A 19,255-nucleotide genomic window follows, 5' to 3' on the forward strand; every position below is an offset into this window, starting at 1 on the left:
AAAACGCCAGCCTAGGCAGTTCATGGGGTGGGTGACGGGTGAGTGGGTCTTGGAAAGCCCAAGTGGGTTCGTTCTGTTGTGTCGGCCAGCCGACGCAGGCAGCTGAATCTAGGCCAGCCCGTACCGAGTATTACCTACACACAACAATCATGACAATCTGGAGACAGTTCATGTTTCTCAAGGGCAGCGCCAGTGGCGCACACAACATCACCCTGCGCCGGTTTGCGCTGGGCCTCTTCACCGTGGTCAGCCTGACGGGCTGTTTGTCTGGTTCCGAGTCGCCGCTTATTCCCGGTGGCGGTTCAGGCACTCCGGTCACACCAGCTGAAGCCAGCACGCCAATGAAGGTCAAAGATACCGCCGCTGCAACCGGGCATGCCGCCAAGGTAGAGCAGGTAACCATCAAGGCCTTTGACGGCACCGACATCGCCATGACCGTGTATTACCCGACCCTGGCCAAAGGTGAGGCCGCCCCATTGTTGTTGCATTCGCACGGGTTTGGGGGAAGCCGTACCACCAGCCTCGATTTTGACGAGGCGGCGCAGACTTCTGAGATCGGTATTGATGTGCTGCAACTGGCGTACAACGAGAAGAACAAGGTGGCCGGCCGCAAGGGCTGGTACGTCATCTCCTACGACCAGCGTGGCCATGGCGACTCGGGCGGTACAGTGAGCATTTTGGACCCCAACATTGAAGGCAAGGACTTCTCAACCGTGTTGGACTGGGCTCAAGCAAACTTGCCCAACCTGGGTTACAGAACCAAAGGCAATTCACCCGACCCTGTGGTGGGCACCATTGGGCGCAGCTACGGCGGTGCATTCCAATTGATTGGTGCAGGTCTGGATGGCCGGGTGGATGCCATGGTGCCGGGCGGCACCTGGTATGACCTGCGTTACAGCCTGAACCCGGGCGGCGTGCCGAAAACGGCTTATCTGGATGGGTTGGTGGCCGCCGGTGCCCAAAGCAACAAGGGGCGTTATGACCAGTTCTTGCTGCAAGGCTTGGTGGAAGCCAACACGACGGGTGTTGTGGACGACACCATTGTGAAACGCTTGGGCTCACAAGGCTCGGTGTCGTACTGCGACCTCAGCCAGAACCTGCCCAACGGCATGACCCTCAAGAGTATTCCCGCCTTCTTTGTGCAGGGTGCCACCGATGTGCTGTTCAATCTGCGGGAAGGTCTTCAAAACTTTGAGTGCTACCGCAAGGTGAATGCCGACAGCAAACTGCTCTTTGTGAAGTTTGGCCACAGCCTGAGTTCATTGAAAATCCAGAAAGATCCAGCCGGTGAATTGGCAGGCACAGGGGCCAAGTACGCCTTCAACGAGAGCCTGGTTTGGCTGAAAACAGCCCAAAACCAATGCCCGGCAGGCTTGTATGACAAGGCCACAGGCCGTTGTGTCATTCCGTTGAAAGACATGATGTTCCAGTTCCTGGTGCAAAACCTGATCGGCAAGAACGAGGCGAATTCCAAAACCTACTTGGGCTTTGATCCAGTGCCTGTACCTGAAATTGCTGCTGTGCTGGAAGACAGCCGCCCAGACCCCTCCGCTGTTGTTGTGCAGTCCAAAGGGGCAGACCGGCCCAAGCTGGACGGTTTGCGCGCAGCCTCTGCATTCACAGCGCCCACGCAAGTGCTCACGGGCGTATTGGGCGTGCCCTCGGGCTTGTCGTCCACCCAGGGTAGTCAACTGGCACAACCGGTTTATGTGAACCTGAACAATGCCAACCTGCCCGGTTGCTACGTGGGCGTGCCCAAGGCCACGGTCAAGCTAGAGGCTGTAGGGCCTGCATCGCCTGAAGCCCCCGTGGTGTTTGTCGGCCTGGGACTTGAGCGTGCGGATGGTACAAAAACCGTGTTGCATGACCAAATCACGCCCATCAAAGGTTACGGCGAAAAAACGCTGGAATTGCCCGGTATCTCTGTTCGATTGCAGGCCGGTGACAAGTTGACCTTGAACCTGCAGGGCTACAACCCTGTCTTCCTCACCAGTTTTAACCGCGTACCGGTGCCGGTGAATGTCAGCGCCAGCGTGGCCTTGCCCAACACCATTACCGATTCCACCGGCTTCTGCGGCCAGTAATTCATCCCCGGCGCACCGTTCTGTAAAGAATGGTGCGCTGCACTAACTGGGTGCCCACCCAGTTCACCAAAGTTGACGAATGTGCACCCCCATGCAGCCTTCCAGCGCATGAACGCGGGTTTGCATCCTCTTTTCGGTGCAATTTTTCCCAATTTAACCCTGGCACACCCCTTGCATATAGAAGGTCGTGGGCCGTCAACGGCGGCGGTCCACAGGTGGATTGACAGGTCTCCAAGAGCCTTGTGCTTGCGGAGTTGGACAACGGTGTCCCGCTGCTTCGGTGGCAGGGCACCGTTTTTTTTTGGTTAAGAATTGGGTGAATTAAATGCTGATGTCTGTTCATAAGCAGAAGTTGGTGGTGATCGGTAACGGCATGGCCGGTATTCGGGTGGTGGAGGAGCTGCTGAAGCTCACACCCGAGTTGTACGACATCACCGTATTCGGGGCAGAGCCACACCCCAATTACAACCGAATCATGCTTTCGCCCGTGTTGGCTGGAGAGCAAACCTTTGACGAAATCGTGTTGAACGACTGGGCTTGGTACCAGGAGAACAACATCACCTTGCATGTGGGCAAGGAAGTGGTGGAAATTGACCGGGTGAAGCGCGTGGTGAAATGCGCGGACGGTACCTCGGCCGCCTACGACCGCCTGCTGTTGGCCACAGGCTCCAATTCATTCATCTTGCCCGTACCCGGCAGCAATTTGCCCGGCGTGATTGGTTATCGTGACATTGCCGACACCGAAGCCATGTTGACGGCCGCCAAAAGTTACAAAAAGGCGATTGTGATTGGCGGTGGTTTGTTGGGCTTGGAAGCGGCCAACGGCTTGGCCATTCAAGGCATGGACGTGAGTGTGGTGCATTTGCCCACTTGGCTCATGGAGCGGCAATTGGACCCCACCGCAGCCGGTTTGCTGCAAAAAAGCCTGGAAGACAAAGGCCTGAAATTTTTGCTGGCCAAAAACACGAAAGCCTTGCATGCCGGTGCCGATGGCCGAGTGGCCCAAATTGAGTTTGCCGATGGCGAGAAGCTGGACGCCGACCTCGTGGTGATGGCGGTGGGCATTCGCCCCAACGACAAGCTGGCCGCCAGTGCAGGCTTGTTGTGCAACCGTGGTGTGGTGGTGAGCGACACACTGCAAACCATCACAGACCCCAAGATTTATGCGGTGGGCGAATGCGCCAGCCACCGTGGCGTGGCCTATGGCTTGGTCGCCCCCTTGTTTGAACAAGCCAAGGTGTGTGCCAACCACCTGGCGCAGTACGGCATTGGCCGCTATGAAGGTTCGGTCACCTCGACCAAATTGAAAGTCACCGGGGTTGACCTGTTTTCAGCAGGCGACTTCATGGGGGGCGATGGCACCGAAGAAATGCTGTTGTCCGACCCCATTGGCGGCGTGTACAAAAAGCTGGTGATTAAAGACGACAAGTTGGTGGGTGCCTGCCTGTACGGCGACACCGTGGATGGTTCCTGGTACTTCAAGCTGATGCGCGAAGGCCAAAGCATTCGCGAAATTCGCGAAAAGCTGATGTTTGGCCAGAGCAACATTGGCGACGTGGGCCATGAAGGCCAAAGCCAGGCCAGCCGGATGGCCGACACCGATGAGGTGTGTGGTTGCAACGGCGTGTGCAAGGGTACCATTGTGCAGGCCATCAAGACCAAAGGCCTGTTCACCATCGAAGAAGTGCGCAAGCACACCAAGGCGAGTGCCTCGTGCGGCTCATGCACCGGCCTGTGCGAACAAATCCTGATGAGCACAGCGGGTGCAGACTACTCGGCCACGCCCAAAACAAAGCCCATGTGCGGTTGCACAGACCATGGTCACCAGGTGGTGCGCGACGCCATTTTCAAACACCACTTCACCACCAAGGAACAAGTGTTCAACGGCATGAACTGGCGCACCCCCAATGGTTGCTCAAGCTGCCGACCCGCCGTGAACTACTACCTCATTAGTTCGTGGCCCGGTGAGGCAGTGGACGACCCACAAAGCCGTTTCATCAACGAGCGGGCACATGCCAACATCCAGAAGGACAAAACCTATTCGGTGGTGCCGCGCATGTGGGGTGGTGAAACCACCGCTGCCGAACTGCGTCGCATTGCAGACGTGGTGGACAAGTACAACATACCCACTGTGAAGGTGACGGGTGGCCAGCGCATCGACTTGCTCGGCGTGAAAAAAGAAGACCTGCAAAGCGTGTGGAAAGACCTGGACATGCCCAGCGGCCATGCCTATGCCAAAGGCCTGCGCACCGTCAAAACCTGCGTGGGCAGCCAGTGGTGCCGTTTTGGTACTCAGGACAGCACGCAAATGGGCATCGACCTTGAACGCGCCCTGTTCAAAATGTATGCGCCCCACAAAGTGAAACTGGCTGTGTCGGGCTGCCCGCGCAACTGCGCCGAGGCCGGCATCAAGGACGTGGGCGTGATTGGTGTGGACTCCGGCTGGGAAATTTACATCGGCGGCAACGGTGGCATTAAAACCGAAGTGGCTGAGTTTTTGTGCCGTGTCAAAACGGCTGAAGAGGTGTTGGCCGTGAGCGGTGCGTTCCTGCAGTTGTATCGCAAGGAAGGCTGGTACCTGGAGCGCACGGTGCATTACTTGGCCCGAGTGGGCATGGAACATGTGAAGGCCCGTGTGATTGAGGATGTGGCCAATCGCAATGCCCTGTGGGCTGAACTTCAAGCTGCGCTGGCCCTGGAAGAAGACCCATGGCACAAGCCAGAGGCTGCGCAGGTGGATCTTCGCCAGTTCAAGCCCATTTCCATCCCTGTTGTGGTTGAATGAGGGCCCTGTCATGAATGCAATCAAGGAAGAGATCACCATGGAATGGATTGACGTGTGCGCGGTGGACGACATCCCCGTGCTGGGTTCACGCATTGTTCGCCGCCCCAAGGGGCAGGACGTGGCCGTGTTTCGCAATGCCGAAGAGCAGGTGTTTGCCCTGTTGGATGAATGCCCACACAAAAAGGGCCCGTTGAGCCAGGGCATTGTGCACGGCACCACCGTCACCTGCCCGCTCCACAATTGGCAAATTGGCTTGAGCGACGGCTGTGCTCGCGAGCCCGATGTGGGCTGCACCGCCAAATTTGCCGTGAAAGTGGTGGATGGCCGGGTGCACCTCAACGTTGACGAAATCAAGACACTGGGAGTGTGACCATGACTGCCGCAACCGGAGGCGAAACCATGCACACCAAAACCACCTGCCCCTACTGTGGCGTGGGTTGCGGTGTGGTGGTGACCACCGAACGGCGGCAGCACAATGGTCGGGATGTGATTGAACTGATTGGCGTGAAGGGTGACCCAGACCACCCCGCCAACTTCGGCAAATTGTGCAGCAAGGGCAGCAAGCTGGCGGAAACCGCGCAAGCCAATGTGTATGGGCAGGTTCGCGCGGGCCAACCCTTGATGCGCACAGATCGGGCTCAAGCCGTGAGCCCGGTCAGCTGGGACGTGGCCTTGGACCATGTGGCCCAGAAATATGCCGAGCTGATTGCAACGCATGGGCCCGACAGCGTGGCTTTTTACATCAGTGGGCAGTTGTTGACCGAAGACTACTATGCCTTCAACAAACTGGCCAAAGCGTTGATTGGCACCAACAACGTCGACACCAACTCACGCTTGTGCATGAGCAGTGCAGTGAGCGGCTACAAACGCACCTTGGGTGCCGATGCGCCGCCCTGTAATTATGACGATGTGGCCTTGGCTGATTGCGTATTCATCGCAGGCTCCAACACGGCGTATGCACACCCTATTTTGTTCCGTCGGCTGGAAGCTGCGCGTGCGCAAAACCCAAACCACAAATTGATTGTGGTTGACCCGCGCACCACCGACACGGCGCAAATGGCAGACCTGCATTTGAAGATTCAGCCCGGCACCGATGTGATGTTGTTCAATGCCATGCTCAACATCATGATGCAGCAGGGTTGGCTGGACATGGCCACCATCAACCTGCACACGGAAGGCTTTGAGGAATACGCCCGGGGTGTGGCGGAGTATTCGCCAGCCTTGGCGGCACGGGTCTGTGGTGTGAAAGAGGCCGATATTTTGCAGGCGGCCACCTGGTTCGCCAAAAGCCCCAAAACACTCTCCTTGTATTGCCAGGGCTTGAACCAGGCCACCACAGGCACTGACAAAAACACCGCGTTGATTGCACTGCACCTGGCCACCGGGCAGATTGGCCGCGAGGGTGCAGGGCCGTTTTCATTAACTGGGCAACCCAATGCCATGGGTGGGCGCGAAGTGGGCGGTTTGTCCACACTGCTGCCCGCGCACCGGGAATTAAATAACCCCGCGCACATCAAGGAAATGGAAGCCTTCTGGGGTGTGAAGAAGCTCAGCAGCACACCCGGCGCCACGGCTGTTGAACTGTTTGACCGGCTAGAGAAAGGTGACATCAAGGCGGTGTGGGTGGCGTGTACCAACCCGGCGCATTCCCTGCCCAATTCACAAAAAGTGGCGCGCGCCTTGCAAAAGGCCGAGCTGGTGGTGGTGCAAGATGCCTACCTGACCCCAGCCACTGTGGAATATGCCGACGTGGTGCTGCCCGCCAGCACCTGGGGTGAAAAGGAAGGCACGGTGACCAACAGTGAGCGGCGCATTAGCCGGGTACGTTCAGCCTTGCCGGCACATGGTGAAGCCCGCCACGACTGGGCCATTGTGGTGGACTTTGCGCGCCGCCTTGAAAAAGCGCTTGAACTGCACGGTGTGCCGGGCTCAAGCCTTGAGCCTGGTAAAACATTGTTCCCCTGGAATACGCCCGAGGATATTTTCCTGGAGCACCGTGAAACCACGCGGGGGCGTGACCTCGACATCACGGGCCTTAGCTATGCCGTGCTGGAAAACCAGGGGCCACAGCAATGGCCCATGCCAGCCGGTTCTGCGCAGGGCACTGCCCGCCTGTATGAAAACCTCCGCTTTCCAACGGCCAGTGGCAAAGCCAAGTTTGTGTTTGCTCCCTACGAGCCCGTGGCCGAAGACACCGATGCGCGCTTTCCCTGGAAGTTGAACACCGGCCGCCTGCGGGACCAATGGCACGGCGCAAGCCGCACTGGAACCCTGCCAGAATTTTTTTCGCACGAGGCCGAGCCTCTGCTGGCTATTAACCCCGCGGATTACAAACGCCTGGGTTTGAGCGATCACAGTTGGGTGCGGGTGAAAAGCCGCCGGGCCACGGTCATTTTGCGCACCAAGCCCGATGACAGTGTGGCGCCCAACCAGGCGGCCTTGCCCATGCATTGGGGCCCCGAGTTTTTTGGTGGCAAGGGCGGTGTGGCGGGTGTGAATGCACTCACCATTGAAGCCTTTGACCCCTATTCCAAACAGCCGGAACTGAAGCACAGCGCAGTGCACATTGCACAGGCCCACCTGCCGTGGCAACTGGTGGTGTTTACCCACAGCCCACACTGGCTGCACTTGTGGCGGCAAGCCCGCGAGCTTTTCCAGCATTTTGACGCAGCCGTGTGCGTGCCGGTTGGGCGAGAAACCCCCGGTGTGCTGTTTCGCGCTGCGTGTGAAACAGCCCCCCAGGCTGCAGTGCTGAACCAATTGTTGCAGTTGTTCGAGTTCAATGCGTCCGAGGTATTGTCGTACTCCGACCCAACAACCGGCGCCGTGCGAAAAATCGGCCTGCAGGTGCAAGGCGATGGTGATGCCCGCAAGGCCACGCTGACAAAGGTTTGCTTGGCCGGGGACATCCAGTCTGAAATATGGCTGCGCAACCACTTTGACCAGCAGCTGGATGTGTTGCCATTGCGCAATTACTTGCTGGCACCCACGGCCCAGCCGCCAGGCGCCAAAACCACCACGGTCCGCATGGTGTGCAACTGTGTGGGCGTGTCTGAAGAGTCGATTGCCACCCGCTGTGCCGATTTACTCAGCCAAGAGCCCTTGTCTGCAGCCGGTTGCCTGGCCCGCCTGCAGGGTGAGTTGGGCTGTGGCACGCAGTGTGGGTCTTGTGTGCCAGAAGTCAAACGGCTGATTCAACACGCGATGCAGGTCAACTTGGTACAATCCTGAAATAACCACACCAGCGGTTAAACGCCGCGAGCCTGTCCAAGCCATGTCCCCATCGTCATCGAGCACTTCCTTCAGCGCCGCGCAGTTTATTAAAGAAATTGGGCGAGGCAAAGACGGTGCCCGCAGCCTGCCGCTGGAGCAGGCCCACGCCTTGTATGCAGCCATTCTGCGTGGGGATGTCCCCGAGCTGGAACTGGGCGCAGTGCTGATTGCATTGCGGGTAAAGGGCGAAACCGAGCAGGAAATCACCGGTTTTCTTCAGGCCATTGCGCAACATGCCGTGGTGGCTAGCGATGCCGCATCTGCCGTGCTGGGCAGCCTGAATGAGCAGGCCCAGCGCGCTGGAAAGCCTGTGGTGGTCATTCCCAGTTACAACGGTGCGCGGCGCAAGCCCAACTTCACCCCCTTGCTGGCCGGTTTGCTGGCACAGCAGGGCTACCCTGTGCTGGTGCACGGCTTGGGCACCGAGTCGGGTGCGCGGGTGACCAGTGCGGCGGTGTTTGAGCACTTGCAGTGGCCGATGGCCCATGCGCCAGTTTACCTGTCCATGGCTGAACTGAACCCCACAGTGGCGCGCTTGCTTGAATTGCGCAACCGCCTGGGTGTACGCAACTGCACGCACACGCTCGTCAAGCTGTTGGTGCCTGTCGCCTTGTCCAACAGCCTGTTGGTGACCAGTTACACCCACCCCGAGTTTTGGCATTTGCAGCGGGCTGTGCTGCAGGCCATGGGCCAAACCGCATTGGTGCTGCGTGCCCATGAAGGCGAACCTGTGGCAGCGCCTTACCGTGTGCCCCGCATGGACGGCGTGAAGGCGGGCGCCACCTGGTGCATCAGCGAGCCCGAGACCGTGTTCACCGAGCAGCCTGACCCGCACCCGGACATTGATGCACAGGCCACAGCGCGGCTCATCGAGCGCTGGCTGGCCGACCCGCAAGCCATGCCGCATGGTTTTGCCCGCCAAGTGGACGCCATTGCCCAGGTGGTGAATGCAAACCTTTGATGTGTTGGTATTGGGGGCTGGCGCGGCTGGCTTGATGTGTGCGGCCCAGGTTGGCCAGGGCAGCCGTGCGCGTGGTTGGCGGGTGGGCTTGCTGGACCACAGCGAAAAGTTGGCCGAAAAAATCCGCATCAGCGGTGGTGGGCGTTGCAACTTCACCAACCGGGTGGTGACTGAGCGCAATTTTGTGTCGGCCAACCCGCGTTTTGCCCGCGCAGCCTTGGCAGCCTACACACCCGACGACTTTGTCGCCTTGGTCAAAAGTCACCGTATTCCATTCCATGAAAAGCACAAAGGCCAGTTGTTTTGTGACCGCAGCAGCGAAGACATCATCGACATGTTGGCCGGCGAGTGCAGGGATGGTGGGGTGCACTGGCTCAAGCCGCATGCTGTTCAGCAGGTGCTATACAGCGACGGTGTGTTTCGGCTGGACAGCACGGCTGGTCCATTGACTGCTCGCCACTTGGTGATTGCCACGGGCGGCTTGCCTGTGCCCAAAATTGGCGCCACCGACTTTGGTTTGCGCGTGGCCAAGCAGTTCGGTCATGCCTTGGTGGACCAGCGGCCTGCATTGGTGCCGCTGACCTTCGACGCTGCCCAGTGGGGTGGGCTGACCGAGCTGGCGGGCGTGGCTTTGCCGGTGCGCAGCCGAGGCAGCGAGACGCAGGCCCCCTGGTTTGATGAGGATTTGCTGTTCACCCACCGCGGCTTGAGTGGCCCAGCCATTTTGCAGGCATCCAGTTATTGGAACCCGGGCGAGCCCTTGGCGTTGAACCTGAGCGGCGGTGAATACACTGCCGAGACTTTCACCACGCATTTGCTGGCGCAAGCCCAGGGCAGCCGGGCGCAGGCAGACAACTGGTTGGCCGCGCAATTGCCCCATTGGCCCCGCCGCCTGCTTCAACATTGGTTGGCCTTGCCCGATGTAGCCCCGTGGGCCCAGCGCAAGGTGGCTGAACTGGGCAAGAAGCAATTGGGCCCCTTGGCGGCGTCGGTGGCCGCTTGGGCTGTTCGCCCCAATGGTACGGAAGGCTACAAAAAAGCCGAGGTCATGCGGGGCGGCGTGAGCACTGCCGACCTTCAGTCCAAAACCCTCGAGTCACGCCGCATTCCCGGCCTGTATTTCATTGGTGAGGTGGTGGATGTGACCGGTTGGTTGGGGGGGTACAACTTCCAGTGGGCCTGGGCCAGCGGCGTGGCAGCCGCCCGTGGCATTTTGAGCAAAAATGCTTGAGGCACAACGCTTTTCAGTGGTATAGTTTCGGTCTTTGCCAGATCTCTGGCGGTCATTTATTACCCCTTCGCACGGGTTTTTTCTGAAATATTCAGTGAAATCAATGGGTTGTTGGGTTGGTAATGAGTCGATCTAGAGTTGTTAATTCGCTCACATTTTGGATTGGAGCCTGAATGCCTTCCGTTCGCGTTAAAGAAAACGAGCCTTTTGAAGTTGCCCTGCGTCGCTTCAAGCGCACCATCGAGAAAACCGGTCTGCTGACCGAACTGCGTTCACGCGAGTTTTACGAAAAGCCAACTTCTGAGCGCAAGCGCCTGAAAGCTGCTGCCGTTAAGCGTCACTACAAGCGCCTGCGCAGTCAGATGCTGCCCAAGAAAATGTATTGATTGCTGTTGTTCGCATGTCGCTGAAAGCGCAAATTCTTGAAGACATCAAGCAGGCCATGAAGGCCCGCGAGCAAGCCAAGCTCGCCACGCTTCGAATGCTCTCAGCGGCCATCAAGCAAAAAGAGGTCGACGAACGGGTCGACCTCGACGATGCGGCGGTTCTCGCCATCATCGAAAAGCAAATCAAACAACGCAATGAAGCGGCCGTCCAGTTTGAACAGGGTGGGCGCCCTGATTCTGCTGCCGCTGAAAAAGCGGAGGCTGCTGTGCTTGCGGCCTACTTGCCCGCCCAGTTGTCCGACGATGAAATCTTGACGGTTGTCCGCGAGGTGGTGTCTGCAGTGGGTGCCACCGGCCCCCAAGACATGGGCAAAGTGATGGGTCAAGCCAAGCCTCGTTTGGCCGGCAAGGCCGACATGGGCAAAGTGTCTGCCCTCATCAAGCAAACCCTCTCGGCGCTGTAAAGCCGCTCCTGAAGACCGTTTATTGGTATTCTGTTGCTGGCGCTGGCCGCAGGGTCGCCAGCCGCATTCCTCCCGCAGCTCCAGGGCATGATTCCACAAAGTTTTATCGACGACCTGCTGTACCGCGCCGACATTGCCGATGTGGTGGGTCGTTACGTACAACTCAAATCTGCTGGCGCAAATCTGCAGGGTCTTTGCCCCTTTCACAACGAAAAATCCCCCTCATTCACAGTCAGTCCATCCAAGCAGTTCTATCATTGCTTCGGTTGTGGTGCGCATGGCAATGCCGTGGGCTTTGTGATGGAGCATTTGGGCCTCACTTTTCCGGAAGCGGTCGAGCATCTGGCTGGCAGCATGGGGCTGGAAGTGCCTTACGAGAAGGGTGCAGACATACCCGCCGAGGTGCGTTCCGAGCGGGACCAGTTGGTGGAGCTGCTGACCCGCGCAGCCAATTGGTACAAGGCCCAGCTTAAAAAACATCCGGAAGCCATCGAATACCTGAAAGGCCGCGGCCTGACAGGGCAAATAGCCGCCCGCTACGGCATGGGCTTTGCGCCGGATGGTTACCAAAACCTGGAAGCCATTGTGGACCACTACGCCAGCAACACCCTGCTGGACACGGCAGGGCTCACCAAAACTTCGGAAGAGGGTGGTCGGCGTTACGACCGCTTTCGTGCCCGTGTGATGTTTCCCATCCGCAACGGCAAAGGGCAAGTGATTGGTTTTGGCGGGCGCGTGATGGGGCAAGGTGAGCCCAAGTACCTGAACAGCCCGGAAACCCCGGTGTTTTCCAAAGGGCTTGAGGTGTACGGTCTGTTTGAAGCCCGCCAAGCCATTCACCGCATGGGTTATGTGCTGGTGACCGAAGGCTACATGGATGTGGTGGCCCTGGCCCAGTGGGGCTTTGAAAATGCCGTGGCCACCCTGGGCACAGCGGTCACCCCCGAGCATGTTCAAAAGCTGTTCAAGCAAACCGACCGGTTGGTGTTTTCATTCGATGGTGACGGTGCAGGGCAAAAGGCGGCTTGGCGTGCCTTGCAGGCCTGTTTGCCGCATGTGAATGAAACCAAGCGGGCTGATTTTGTATTTTTGCCCGTCGAGCACGACCCAGACTCTTTCATTCGAACCGAAGGGCCTGAAGCCTTTGAGGCCATGGTGGCCCAGTCGCTGTCGCTGTCGCAGTTCCTGACCCGCTACCTGCAACAGCATTACCCACTGCAACAGATTGAAGGCAAGGCTGCAGCCATTGCGTTTTTAAAGCCCTTGATGGCGCAAATGCAACCCACGGTGCTGCGCTCGTCGATGCTGCGCGGCTTGGCTGAGTTGCTGGACAGTACACCGGTGGAACTCTCGCAGCATTTAGGCCTGAAAATGCGCACAGCCGAGCGCGAGCCGTTTGTGCCAAAAGGCAAGGGAAAGTACCGCGCCGAGAAACTGGAAAACACCTGGAGCCCCCCAAGGCCTGCAGCCAAATCCCCTTTGCTGAGCCTGGCTGCCCGGGTCATTCGCGCACCCCAGTTGGTCCATGTGTGCGATGAGCTGGTTGAACTCTACGAGCGTGAGGAAAAACCACAGACCGAAGTCCACAGCTTTATTCATCTGCTTGCAAAAGTTAAAACAGACCCCAACTTGTTGGAAGCAAGGCTTCAACACGCCTTCAATGACGAAGTTCATCAAAACTGGGTCAATGCCGTGCTTCGCGAGGCCCGCAGTTTGGACGATTCCCTCGACTTTGAAACCGAGTTGCGTTCTGGCGTGTATCAATGTTGTGAGGTGTGGTTCAAGGAAGAGCTGGAGCGGATTACCGCCCAATTGCCCGGTAACCCGGCGCAGCTGGCGTGGTATCACGAATGCATGCAGCGTTTCCAGCAACTCAAACAAAAGCGAGTTAATCAGTTATAATTAAGGGTTAGAGTGCGGGTTTTACCCGCGCAGCGTGCAGCCAAACAGGGCTGGACCTGCGGCTGTTTGTCGGTGTTGAGTGGTTCAATCGGCGTTCCAAAGGGAATCAATGTTCAAAATTCTCAACATTTTTTCGAAAAATCAGGAACAGAAATCCGATTCCGACCACAAAGGCAAGTCTGGCAACAAGCGTTCGGCGGTGCAGCATAACGCCCATTCTCAAACCCACATTCCAGATTCACCGGTTTCTGCTGATCACAGTGCCGGGCAATCCACGAAGCACAAGGGAGCGTCGTCAATGGTAGGGAAGAAGGTTTCGTCACAGAAGGCAACCAAGGCAACCCAAGCCAGCGCCAAAGCTGGTGCAAAAAAGCCTGCTGTGACCCAGAAAGCAGAAACCGCGAAAAAGGCCAGCGCCAAAGTGGTTGAGAGCAAGGCCGTTGCTGCGAAAAAGCCCAGCCCCACCAAGGCTGCTGTACCGGTGAAAGCCACAGTCAAGCCTGTTGCAAAGGCGTCAGCGAAAGCGGTGACCAAAGCACCGGTAAAGGCCCCTGCAAAGGCAGCCTCAAAACCGGTGGCCAAGGCGCCCGCAAAAGCACCCGCCAAGCCTGTTGCCAAGGCTGTTGTGAAAGCCGCTCCAAAGTCTGCGCCCAAGGTTGCACCCAAAGTAGCACCGAAGGCCAGCAAAGAATCCAAGCCGGTGGACAAGCCCGTCAAGTCCGCCAAACCCGTTGCAGCCAAGGCAGAACCTGCCAAGGCCAGCCCGAAAAAAACTGCGGCGCCTGCACCTGTGGTGGAATCCCCCGCCAAGCGTGGTCGTGCGCCCAAAGCTGAAGAAGCGATCGTTCAAGACATGGCAGTTGAAGAAACCCCAAAAAAGCGCGGACGCAAACCCAAGTCCGAAGTTGAAGTTGTAGAGACTGTGGCAGCCAAAGGCCGTGGTCGTCCACCCAAGGCGGGCAAGCCCGCTGCCGAACTCGAAGAGGGTGAGGACATTGAAGCGGGTGGTGTGGCCGATGACAGCCTCGACAGCGATGTGCTGACCGATGAAGACGACAGCGATGCAAAAAAAGCGGACCTCGTTATTCCCGTCAAGCGCGGTCGTGGCGCCAAAGCGAAAGACAAAGCCCTGATCAACTCAGCCTATTTGTCGTCCAGCACCGCCACTGCGCAAGAGCTGGAAGCGCGTCGTACCCAGCTCAAAATGCTCATCAAGATGGGCAAAGAGCGTGGTTACCTCACGTTTGCTGAAATCAACGACCACCTGCCCGATGAAGTGACCGATGGCGAAGTGATTGAAGCCATGGTCAGCACCTTCAGCGACATGGGCATCACCGTGTACGAACAAGCGCCCGATGCCGAAGCGCTGTTGATGAACGACAATGCCCCGGTGGGCACTTCGGAAGAAGACGCCGAGGAAGAAGCCGAAGCCGCGCTGAACAACGTGGATTCCGAATTTGGCCGCACCACCGACCCCGTTCGCATGTACATGCGTGAAATGGGCACCGTGGAGCTGTTGACCCGTGAAGGCGAAATTGAAATCGCCAAGCGGATTGAAGCCGGTCTGAAAGACATGGTGCAAGCCATTTCCGCCTGCCCTGCCATTGTTGAAGACGTGGTGGCCCTGGGCAAAAAGATTGCCGAAGGCGCATTGTCTGTGGATGAAGTGGTCGACGGCATTGTTGACCCCAACATGGACGACAGCCTGCCTGTTGAAGACACCGAAGCATCTGCCGAGGTGGATGAAGACGAGGAAGGCGAAGACGGCGAAGAGGGCAGCGGCAGCACGTCTGGCATGTCGGCCAAGCAGCTTGAAGAGCTGAAGAAAAACTCACTGGCTGTATTTGCGGACATTGAAAAACAGTTCGACAAAATGGCCAAGGCCCGTGGCGATGGTGGCTACAACTCAGCCGCCTACAAAAAGGCCAAAGACGCGATTGCCGACGAGTTCATGAAGATCCGTTTCACGGCGAAGCAAGTGGAGCGCCTGTGCAGCATCCTGCGTGAGCAGGTGGACAGTGTGCGCAAACTCGAAAACGAAATTTATGACATCTGCGTGAACCGCGTGGGTATTCCGCGTGAATACTTCCTGGAGCAGTTCCGAGGTCATGAAGTGTCGGGCAAGTGGGTGGATGCATTCTCTGGCCACAGCGCAGCGTGGTCTGAAACTTTTGTGCGCAACATCCCCGCCATCAATGAACTGCAGGGCAAGTTGCGCAACATTCAGGATGCGGTGTCACTGCCATTGACCGACCTGCGCGCCATCAACAAGCAGATGGTGTCCGGTGAAAACCGGGCCCGCATGGCCAAGCGTGAAATGATCGAGGCCAACTTGCGTCTGGTGATTTCGATTGCCAAGAAGTACACCAACCGTGGTCTGCAATTCCTGGACTTGATCCAAGAAGGCAACGTGGGCCTGATGAAAGCGGTGGACAAGTTTGAATACCGCCGGGGTTACAAGTTCTCGACGTACGCCACCTGGTGGATCCGCCAGGCCATTACCCGCTCGATTGCTGACCAGGCCCGCACCATTCGCATTCCGGTTCACATGATTGAGACCATCAACAAGATGAACCGCATCAGCCGCCAGATTTTGCAGGAAACCGGTATTGAGCCCGACCCCGCAACGTTGGCTGAGCGCATGGAAATGCCCGAAGACAAAATCCGCAAAATCCTCAAAATCGCCAAGGAACCCATTTCGATGGAAACCCCAATTGGCGACGATGATGATTCGCACTTGGGCGATTTCATCGAAGACAGCGTGACCCTGGCGCCTCAAGATGCTGCGCAATACAGCAGCCTGCGTTTTGTGACCAAGGACGTGCTCGATTCGCTCACACCCCGCGAAGCCAAAGTGCTGCGCATGCGTTTTGGTATCGAGATGAGCACCGACCACACGCTGGAAGAAGTGGGCAAGCAGTTTGACGTAACCCGCGAGCGGATTCGCCAAATTGAAGCCAAGGCACTGCGCAAGCTACGCCACCCCAGCCGTTCCGACAAGCTCAAGAGCTTCCTGGAAGGCGAATAAGTTTTGGTGCCCCGTTCGCGGGGCCTGAATTTTTCCCACCTTGGCGGGAAGTAAAATCGTTGTCTGGCGCATGTATTGTTCAGAGAACGGCCCACCGAGAGGTTGCCACTTCGGGGCTTTCGGTGCTGTAGTTTCGGGCCTGTAGCTCAGTTGGTCAGAGCAGAGGACTCATAGCGTTAAGTTGTGCCGTACGTTTGGAAACGGCGTATGGGATGGTGTCAAATTCGGCGAACCCTAAGTGCGGTAACGCATACGGCAACGCCGAGCCAAGCTTCGATGCGAAAGCGTCGTTGAAGGTGTAGAGACTAGACGGCACCCACCTAAGGCGAAAGCTACGGTGAAGGCATAGTCCAGGGAGTGGCGAAAGTCACACAAACCCGAATCCTTTGGTCCAGGGTTCAAGTCCCTGCGGGCCCACCAACACGAAAAACCCCAACCATTTGGTTGGGGTTTTTTCTTTTCCATTTCCTTGAAATACGTGTTGATTTACATCCAAAATTCACGCTGTTGATGACACTGTTCTCTGCACAGCAAGGTGGCTGAACTCCAGTACCTCGCTTCGGCCATCGAGCGAAAACCAACGGATACCAAGTAGGGGCAATACGTTAGCCAAGTTGAAGCCGTCGACCTAAGCAGATCGATTGACAATGCCCAAAAGCATGAACCATAGCCGACCAAATGGCCACATAAAGAGAATGTGAACCGGGCATCGGCCCAGAGTGGAGGGTTTCAGCATGATCGGTTGGTGGATCGTCGTATCGACACATACCCCGCAAGAACGCGATCAAGCAGACCAAGACACCAAGATGGCTGCAACTCTGGCGCAGTGGGAAGCCGGTGCAGACGGTATCTGCTGGATTGAGCGGCTGGCCGAGCAGGGCAAGGCTGCGAAGCTATCGGGTAATGGCTACCCAAACCGTTACACGGCGAAGGCCTGCGACGTGCTGCCATTGCTAGATGCAGCATCGCCGACCGACGGCGGAACCCTCATCATTGGCGATGACTACGTAATGCCATCCAACTGGCGCGGCAAAATCGAGTTGTATGACGAGCGGATAGCCGCTTGCCGTGCGGACCACGTGCTGACCATCGACGCATGGGACCAGTCATGAAGACGGGCGATCTGATGATTCTGTTTTGGGATCGGCTGCTTCAACTCGCCCCTACCTCAGTACGGACTGGAAATCGTGTTGTACGGGACTTGAATCCCGACGCTCATCTTCAATTTAACTAAGGCAATTCTGGATGCCACTCAATACCTTCGCAGCGGAGTTTTTACACGGTAATTTGCCTATTGATCTCATTTGATAGTACATTAATAATCAATTGATATTATGCAGGGGCTTCTCATGACGACTGCTCTCCAAAAAACTTTACGTACTCGCAAAGCCAAACCTGTGCTTCCCTCATCTGCGCAGTCCACGAAAACTAAAGGTGGTATCGACAGTTATGTAAGGGCGGTGTACGACGCCAGCCCGCTTGAATTGGTCGAGATGGAGCGGGCGGGGGTGCCTGGCGCTGTGATAGCAGATTTGTCTCAGCGAATGGATATCCCATCCAAACGCATTTACGAAATGCTGCGCATTCCACCAGCAACAGCAGCACGTAAAGCCGCGCCGGGTGTTGTGTTGGATGGACGGGCAGGCTTGGCCGCAATTGGAATGATTAAGCTCATCACGGTTGCGCAAAGTATTGTGGATGACAGCACTGCACCGAGTGCTGACCAGTTTGATGTGGTGAAGTGGTTGGGGCAGTGGATAGAGCAACCTCAGCCCGCCTTGGGCGGGCAAAAACCGTCTGAGCTTTTAGATACACCAACAGGTATTGAGCTGGTGTGCCGTGTGCTGGGTGCTCTTCAAAGCGGAGCCTATTTGTGAAGTTGTGGCGTATTGCAAGCAAAACGCGATCACGGCTTGCAAACGACCTGAGCGGCACTGGGGCAGCCTTGTTCCCAGGCCGGTGGAACACATATCAACAACCCGTTCTGTATTGCTCGCCCAGCATTGCGTTGGCAGTACTAGAAACCGCTGCACACATCAATGATGCTGGTTTACCACTGAATCGCTTTTTGGTGAGTATTGATGTGCCTGCTGCGGTGTGGGCGCAGCATGAGGTGGCCGACATTGCCAAGCTTCCCAAGGGTTGGTCGAGTATTCCTGCTGGACAAACCAGCGCAAAGTTTGGGTCTGATTGGTTAACAAGCCAACGCTCACCCATTTTGTTGGTGCCTTCTGTGATTGTTCCAGAAGAGTGTGTGGCACTGATCAATCCCTTGCATCCTGCTGCGTCAAAAATATCCGCTCAGGTGGTTCGGCCTTTTGAATACAGCGCACTGTTCCGGTCGGGCCAGGGTAAGCAGGGTTGACGTTGCACCTGGCCCCACCAGCATGACGTTGCCCTGTCAGTGCCCCCCACCCAAATACGCCGCTTTCACAGCCGGGTCGGTTTTCAGTTGGTCGGCCGGGCCATGCACAGAAATTTTCCCGTTCTCCAACACGTAGCCATAGTCGGCCACATTCAATGCTGCTGCTGCAAACTGCTCCACCAGCAACATGGTCACGCCCTGGCTTTTCAGGCGGCCGATGATGTTGAACACCTCTTCCACCAAAATCGGCGCCAGGCCCATGGAAGGTTCGTCCAGCAACACCACTTCTGGATTGAGCATGATGGCGCGGGCCATGGCCAGCATTTGCTGTTCACCGCCGGACAAGGTGCCAGCCTGTTGCGTCCGTCGCTCTTTCAAGCGCGGAAACAATTCCATGGCTTTTTCAAGGTCGCCTTTCACATCGCCTTTGCTGCGGCTGCCGGTGTAGCGCGGGAAGGCGCCCAGAATCAGGTTGTCTTCCACGCTCATGGTGGCAAACACACGGCGGCCTTCCGGTGAATGGGCCAGGCCCAGGCGCGCAATGCGGTGCGAGGGCAGGGCATCAATGCGTTTGCCGTCCAGCGTGATTTCACCGTGGGTGGGTTTGATCATGCCCGACACAGCGCGCATGGTGGTGGTTTTGCCTGCACCATTGGAGCCAATCAGCGTGATCACTTTGCCCTTGGGTACGTCAATCGAAATGTTGTGCAACACCTTGACCTGACCGTACCCGGCTTCCAGATTTTTAATCGATAACATCGTCGTCGTCCTTGTTC

Annotated in this window: 14 protein-coding genes; 13 read left to right on the forward strand and 1 reads right to left on the reverse strand. The window is 57.2% G+C overall.

Features of this window, described 5'->3' with window-relative positions:
• Positions 1 to 170 precede the first annotated feature (170 nt).
• The 13 genes from VGE55_RS04530 (at position 171) to VGE55_RS04590 (ending at position 18,479) form a co-directional block, all read left to right on the forward strand.
• Positions 171 to 2,084 (forward strand): alpha/beta hydrolase, encoded by a 1,914-nt coding sequence (locus VGE55_RS04530; protein ID WP_331130517.1) that lies wholly within the window; start codon positions 171 to 173, stop codon positions 2,082 to 2,084.
• A 325-nt stretch (positions 2,085 to 2,409) separates the two neighbouring features.
• Positions 2,410 to 4,869, forward strand: coding sequence for a nitrite reductase large subunit NirB (nirB, locus tag VGE55_RS04535; RefSeq protein ID WP_331130518.1), 2,460 nt, complete (start codon positions 2,410 to 2,412; stop codon positions 4,867 to 4,869).
• A gap of 37 nt (positions 4,870 to 4,906) precedes the next feature.
• A complete protein-coding gene (gene nirD, locus VGE55_RS04540) occupies positions 4,907 to 5,239 on the forward strand; it encodes a nitrite reductase small subunit NirD (protein ID WP_331130873.1) in 333 nt (110 codons plus the stop codon).
• 2 nt (positions 5,240 to 5,241) lie between these two features.
• Positions 5,242 to 8,100 carry a molybdopterin-dependent oxidoreductase gene (locus VGE55_RS04545; protein WP_331130519.1) on the forward strand — a complete coding sequence of 953 codons (2,859 nt, stop codon included), beginning with the start codon at positions 5,242 to 5,244 and terminating at the stop codon, positions 8,098 to 8,100.
• Between the two features lie 43 nt (positions 8,101 to 8,143).
• Positions 8,144 to 9,103 (forward strand): DNA-binding protein YbiB, encoded by a 960-nt coding sequence (ybiB, locus tag VGE55_RS04550; protein ID WP_331130520.1) that lies wholly within the window; start codon positions 8,144 to 8,146, stop codon positions 9,101 to 9,103.
• Entirely contained in the window at positions 9,090 to 10,334 is a 1,245-nt protein-coding gene (locus VGE55_RS04555) for an NAD(P)/FAD-dependent oxidoreductase (protein ID WP_331130521.1), read from the forward strand. The genes ybiB and VGE55_RS04555 overlap by 14 nt, the downstream gene beginning before the upstream one ends.
• A 173-nt stretch (positions 10,335 to 10,507) precedes the next feature.
• Positions 10,508 to 10,720 carry a 30S ribosomal protein S21 gene (rpsU, locus tag VGE55_RS04560; protein ID WP_256764755.1) on the forward strand — a complete coding sequence of 71 codons (213 nt, stop codon included), beginning with the start codon at positions 10,508 to 10,510 and terminating at the stop codon, positions 10,718 to 10,720.
• Between the two features lie 14 nt (positions 10,721 to 10,734).
• Complete coding sequence (locus VGE55_RS04565; protein ID WP_331130522.1) at positions 10,735 to 11,184, forward strand: GatB/YqeY domain-containing protein; 450 nt, start codon at positions 10,735 to 10,737, stop codon at positions 11,182 to 11,184.
• Between the two features lie 87 nt (positions 11,185 to 11,271).
• Entirely contained in the window at positions 11,272 to 13,086 is a 1,815-nt protein-coding gene (gene dnaG, locus VGE55_RS04570) for a DNA primase (RefSeq protein WP_331130523.1), read from the forward strand.
• 298 nt (positions 13,087 to 13,384) lie between these two features.
• A complete protein-coding gene (gene rpoD, locus VGE55_RS04575) occupies positions 13,385 to 16,114 on the forward strand; it encodes an RNA polymerase sigma factor RpoD (RefSeq protein WP_331130524.1) in 2,730 nt (909 codons plus the stop codon).
• Positions 16,115 to 16,848: 734 nt separating this feature from the next.
• Positions 16,849 to 17,226, forward strand: coding sequence for a hypothetical protein (locus VGE55_RS04580; protein ID WP_331130525.1), 378 nt, complete (start codon positions 16,849 to 16,851; stop codon positions 17,224 to 17,226).
• A 432-nt stretch (positions 17,227 to 17,658) separates the two neighbouring features.
• Positions 17,659 to 17,991: an MbcA/ParS/Xre antitoxin family protein gene (locus VGE55_RS04585; protein WP_331130526.1), complete on the forward strand. Its 333-nt coding sequence runs from the start codon at positions 17,659 to 17,661 to the stop codon at positions 17,989 to 17,991.
• The gene (locus VGE55_RS04590; protein ID WP_256764750.1) at positions 17,988 to 18,479 is read left to right on the forward strand and encodes an RES family NAD+ phosphorylase; all 492 of its coding nucleotides are present in this window, start codon (positions 17,988 to 17,990) and stop codon (positions 18,477 to 18,479) included. The genes VGE55_RS04585 and VGE55_RS04590 overlap by 4 nt, the downstream gene beginning before the upstream one ends.
• A 36-nt stretch (positions 18,480 to 18,515) precedes the next feature.
• Here the strand turns inward: VGE55_RS04590 and VGE55_RS04595 are convergent, their stop codons facing one another.
• On the reverse strand, positions 18,516 to 19,238 hold the full coding sequence (locus VGE55_RS04595) for an ABC transporter ATP-binding protein (protein WP_331130527.1): 723 nt from the start codon (positions 19,236 to 19,238) through the stop codon (positions 18,516 to 18,518).
• Positions 19,239 to 19,255 lie beyond the last annotated feature (17 nt).

The sequence above is a fragment of the Limnobacter sp. genome (assembly GCF_036405155.1).
GTDB lineage: Bacteria > Pseudomonadota > Gammaproteobacteria > Burkholderiales > Burkholderiaceae_B > Limnobacter.

Coding starts and splice junctions, on each gene's coding strand:
- ybiB (WP_331130520.1), top strand. CDS start 8,144: ATGTCCCCATCGTCATCGAGCACTTCCTTCAGCGCCGCGCAGTTTATT.
- nirD (WP_331130873.1), top strand. CDS start 4,907: ATGGAATGGATTGACGTGTGCGCGGTGGACGACATCCCCGTGCTGGGT.
- VGE55_RS04530 (WP_331130517.1), top strand. CDS start 171: ATGTTTCTCAAGGGCAGCGCCAGTGGCGCACACAACATCACCCTGCGC.
- VGE55_RS04565 (WP_331130522.1), top strand. CDS start 10,735: ATGTCGCTGAAAGCGCAAATTCTTGAAGACATCAAGCAGGCCATGAAG.
- VGE55_RS04555 (WP_331130521.1), top strand. CDS start 9,090: ATGCAAACCTTTGATGTGTTGGTATTGGGGGCTGGCGCGGCTGGCTTG.
- VGE55_RS04545 (WP_331130519.1), top strand. CDS start 5,242: ATGACTGCCGCAACCGGAGGCGAAACCATGCACACCAAAACCACCTGC.
- VGE55_RS04580 (WP_331130525.1), top strand. CDS start 16,849: ATGATCGGTTGGTGGATCGTCGTATCGACACATACCCCGCAAGAACGC.
- dnaG (WP_331130523.1), top strand. CDS start 11,272: ATGATTCCACAAAGTTTTATCGACGACCTGCTGTACCGCGCCGACATT.
- VGE55_RS04585 (WP_331130526.1), top strand. CDS start 17,659: ATGGATATCCCATCCAAACGCATTTACGAAATGCTGCGCATTCCACCA.
- rpsU (WP_256764755.1), top strand. CDS start 10,508: ATGCCTTCCGTTCGCGTTAAAGAAAACGAGCCTTTTGAAGTTGCCCTG.
- VGE55_RS04595 (WP_331130527.1), bottom strand. CDS start 19,238: ATGTTATCGATTAAAAATCTGGAAGCCGGGTACGGTCAGGTCAAGGTG.
- nirB (WP_331130518.1), top strand. CDS start 2,410: ATGCTGATGTCTGTTCATAAGCAGAAGTTGGTGGTGATCGGTAACGGC.
- rpoD (WP_331130524.1), top strand. CDS start 13,385: ATGGTAGGGAAGAAGGTTTCGTCACAGAAGGCAACCAAGGCAACCCAA.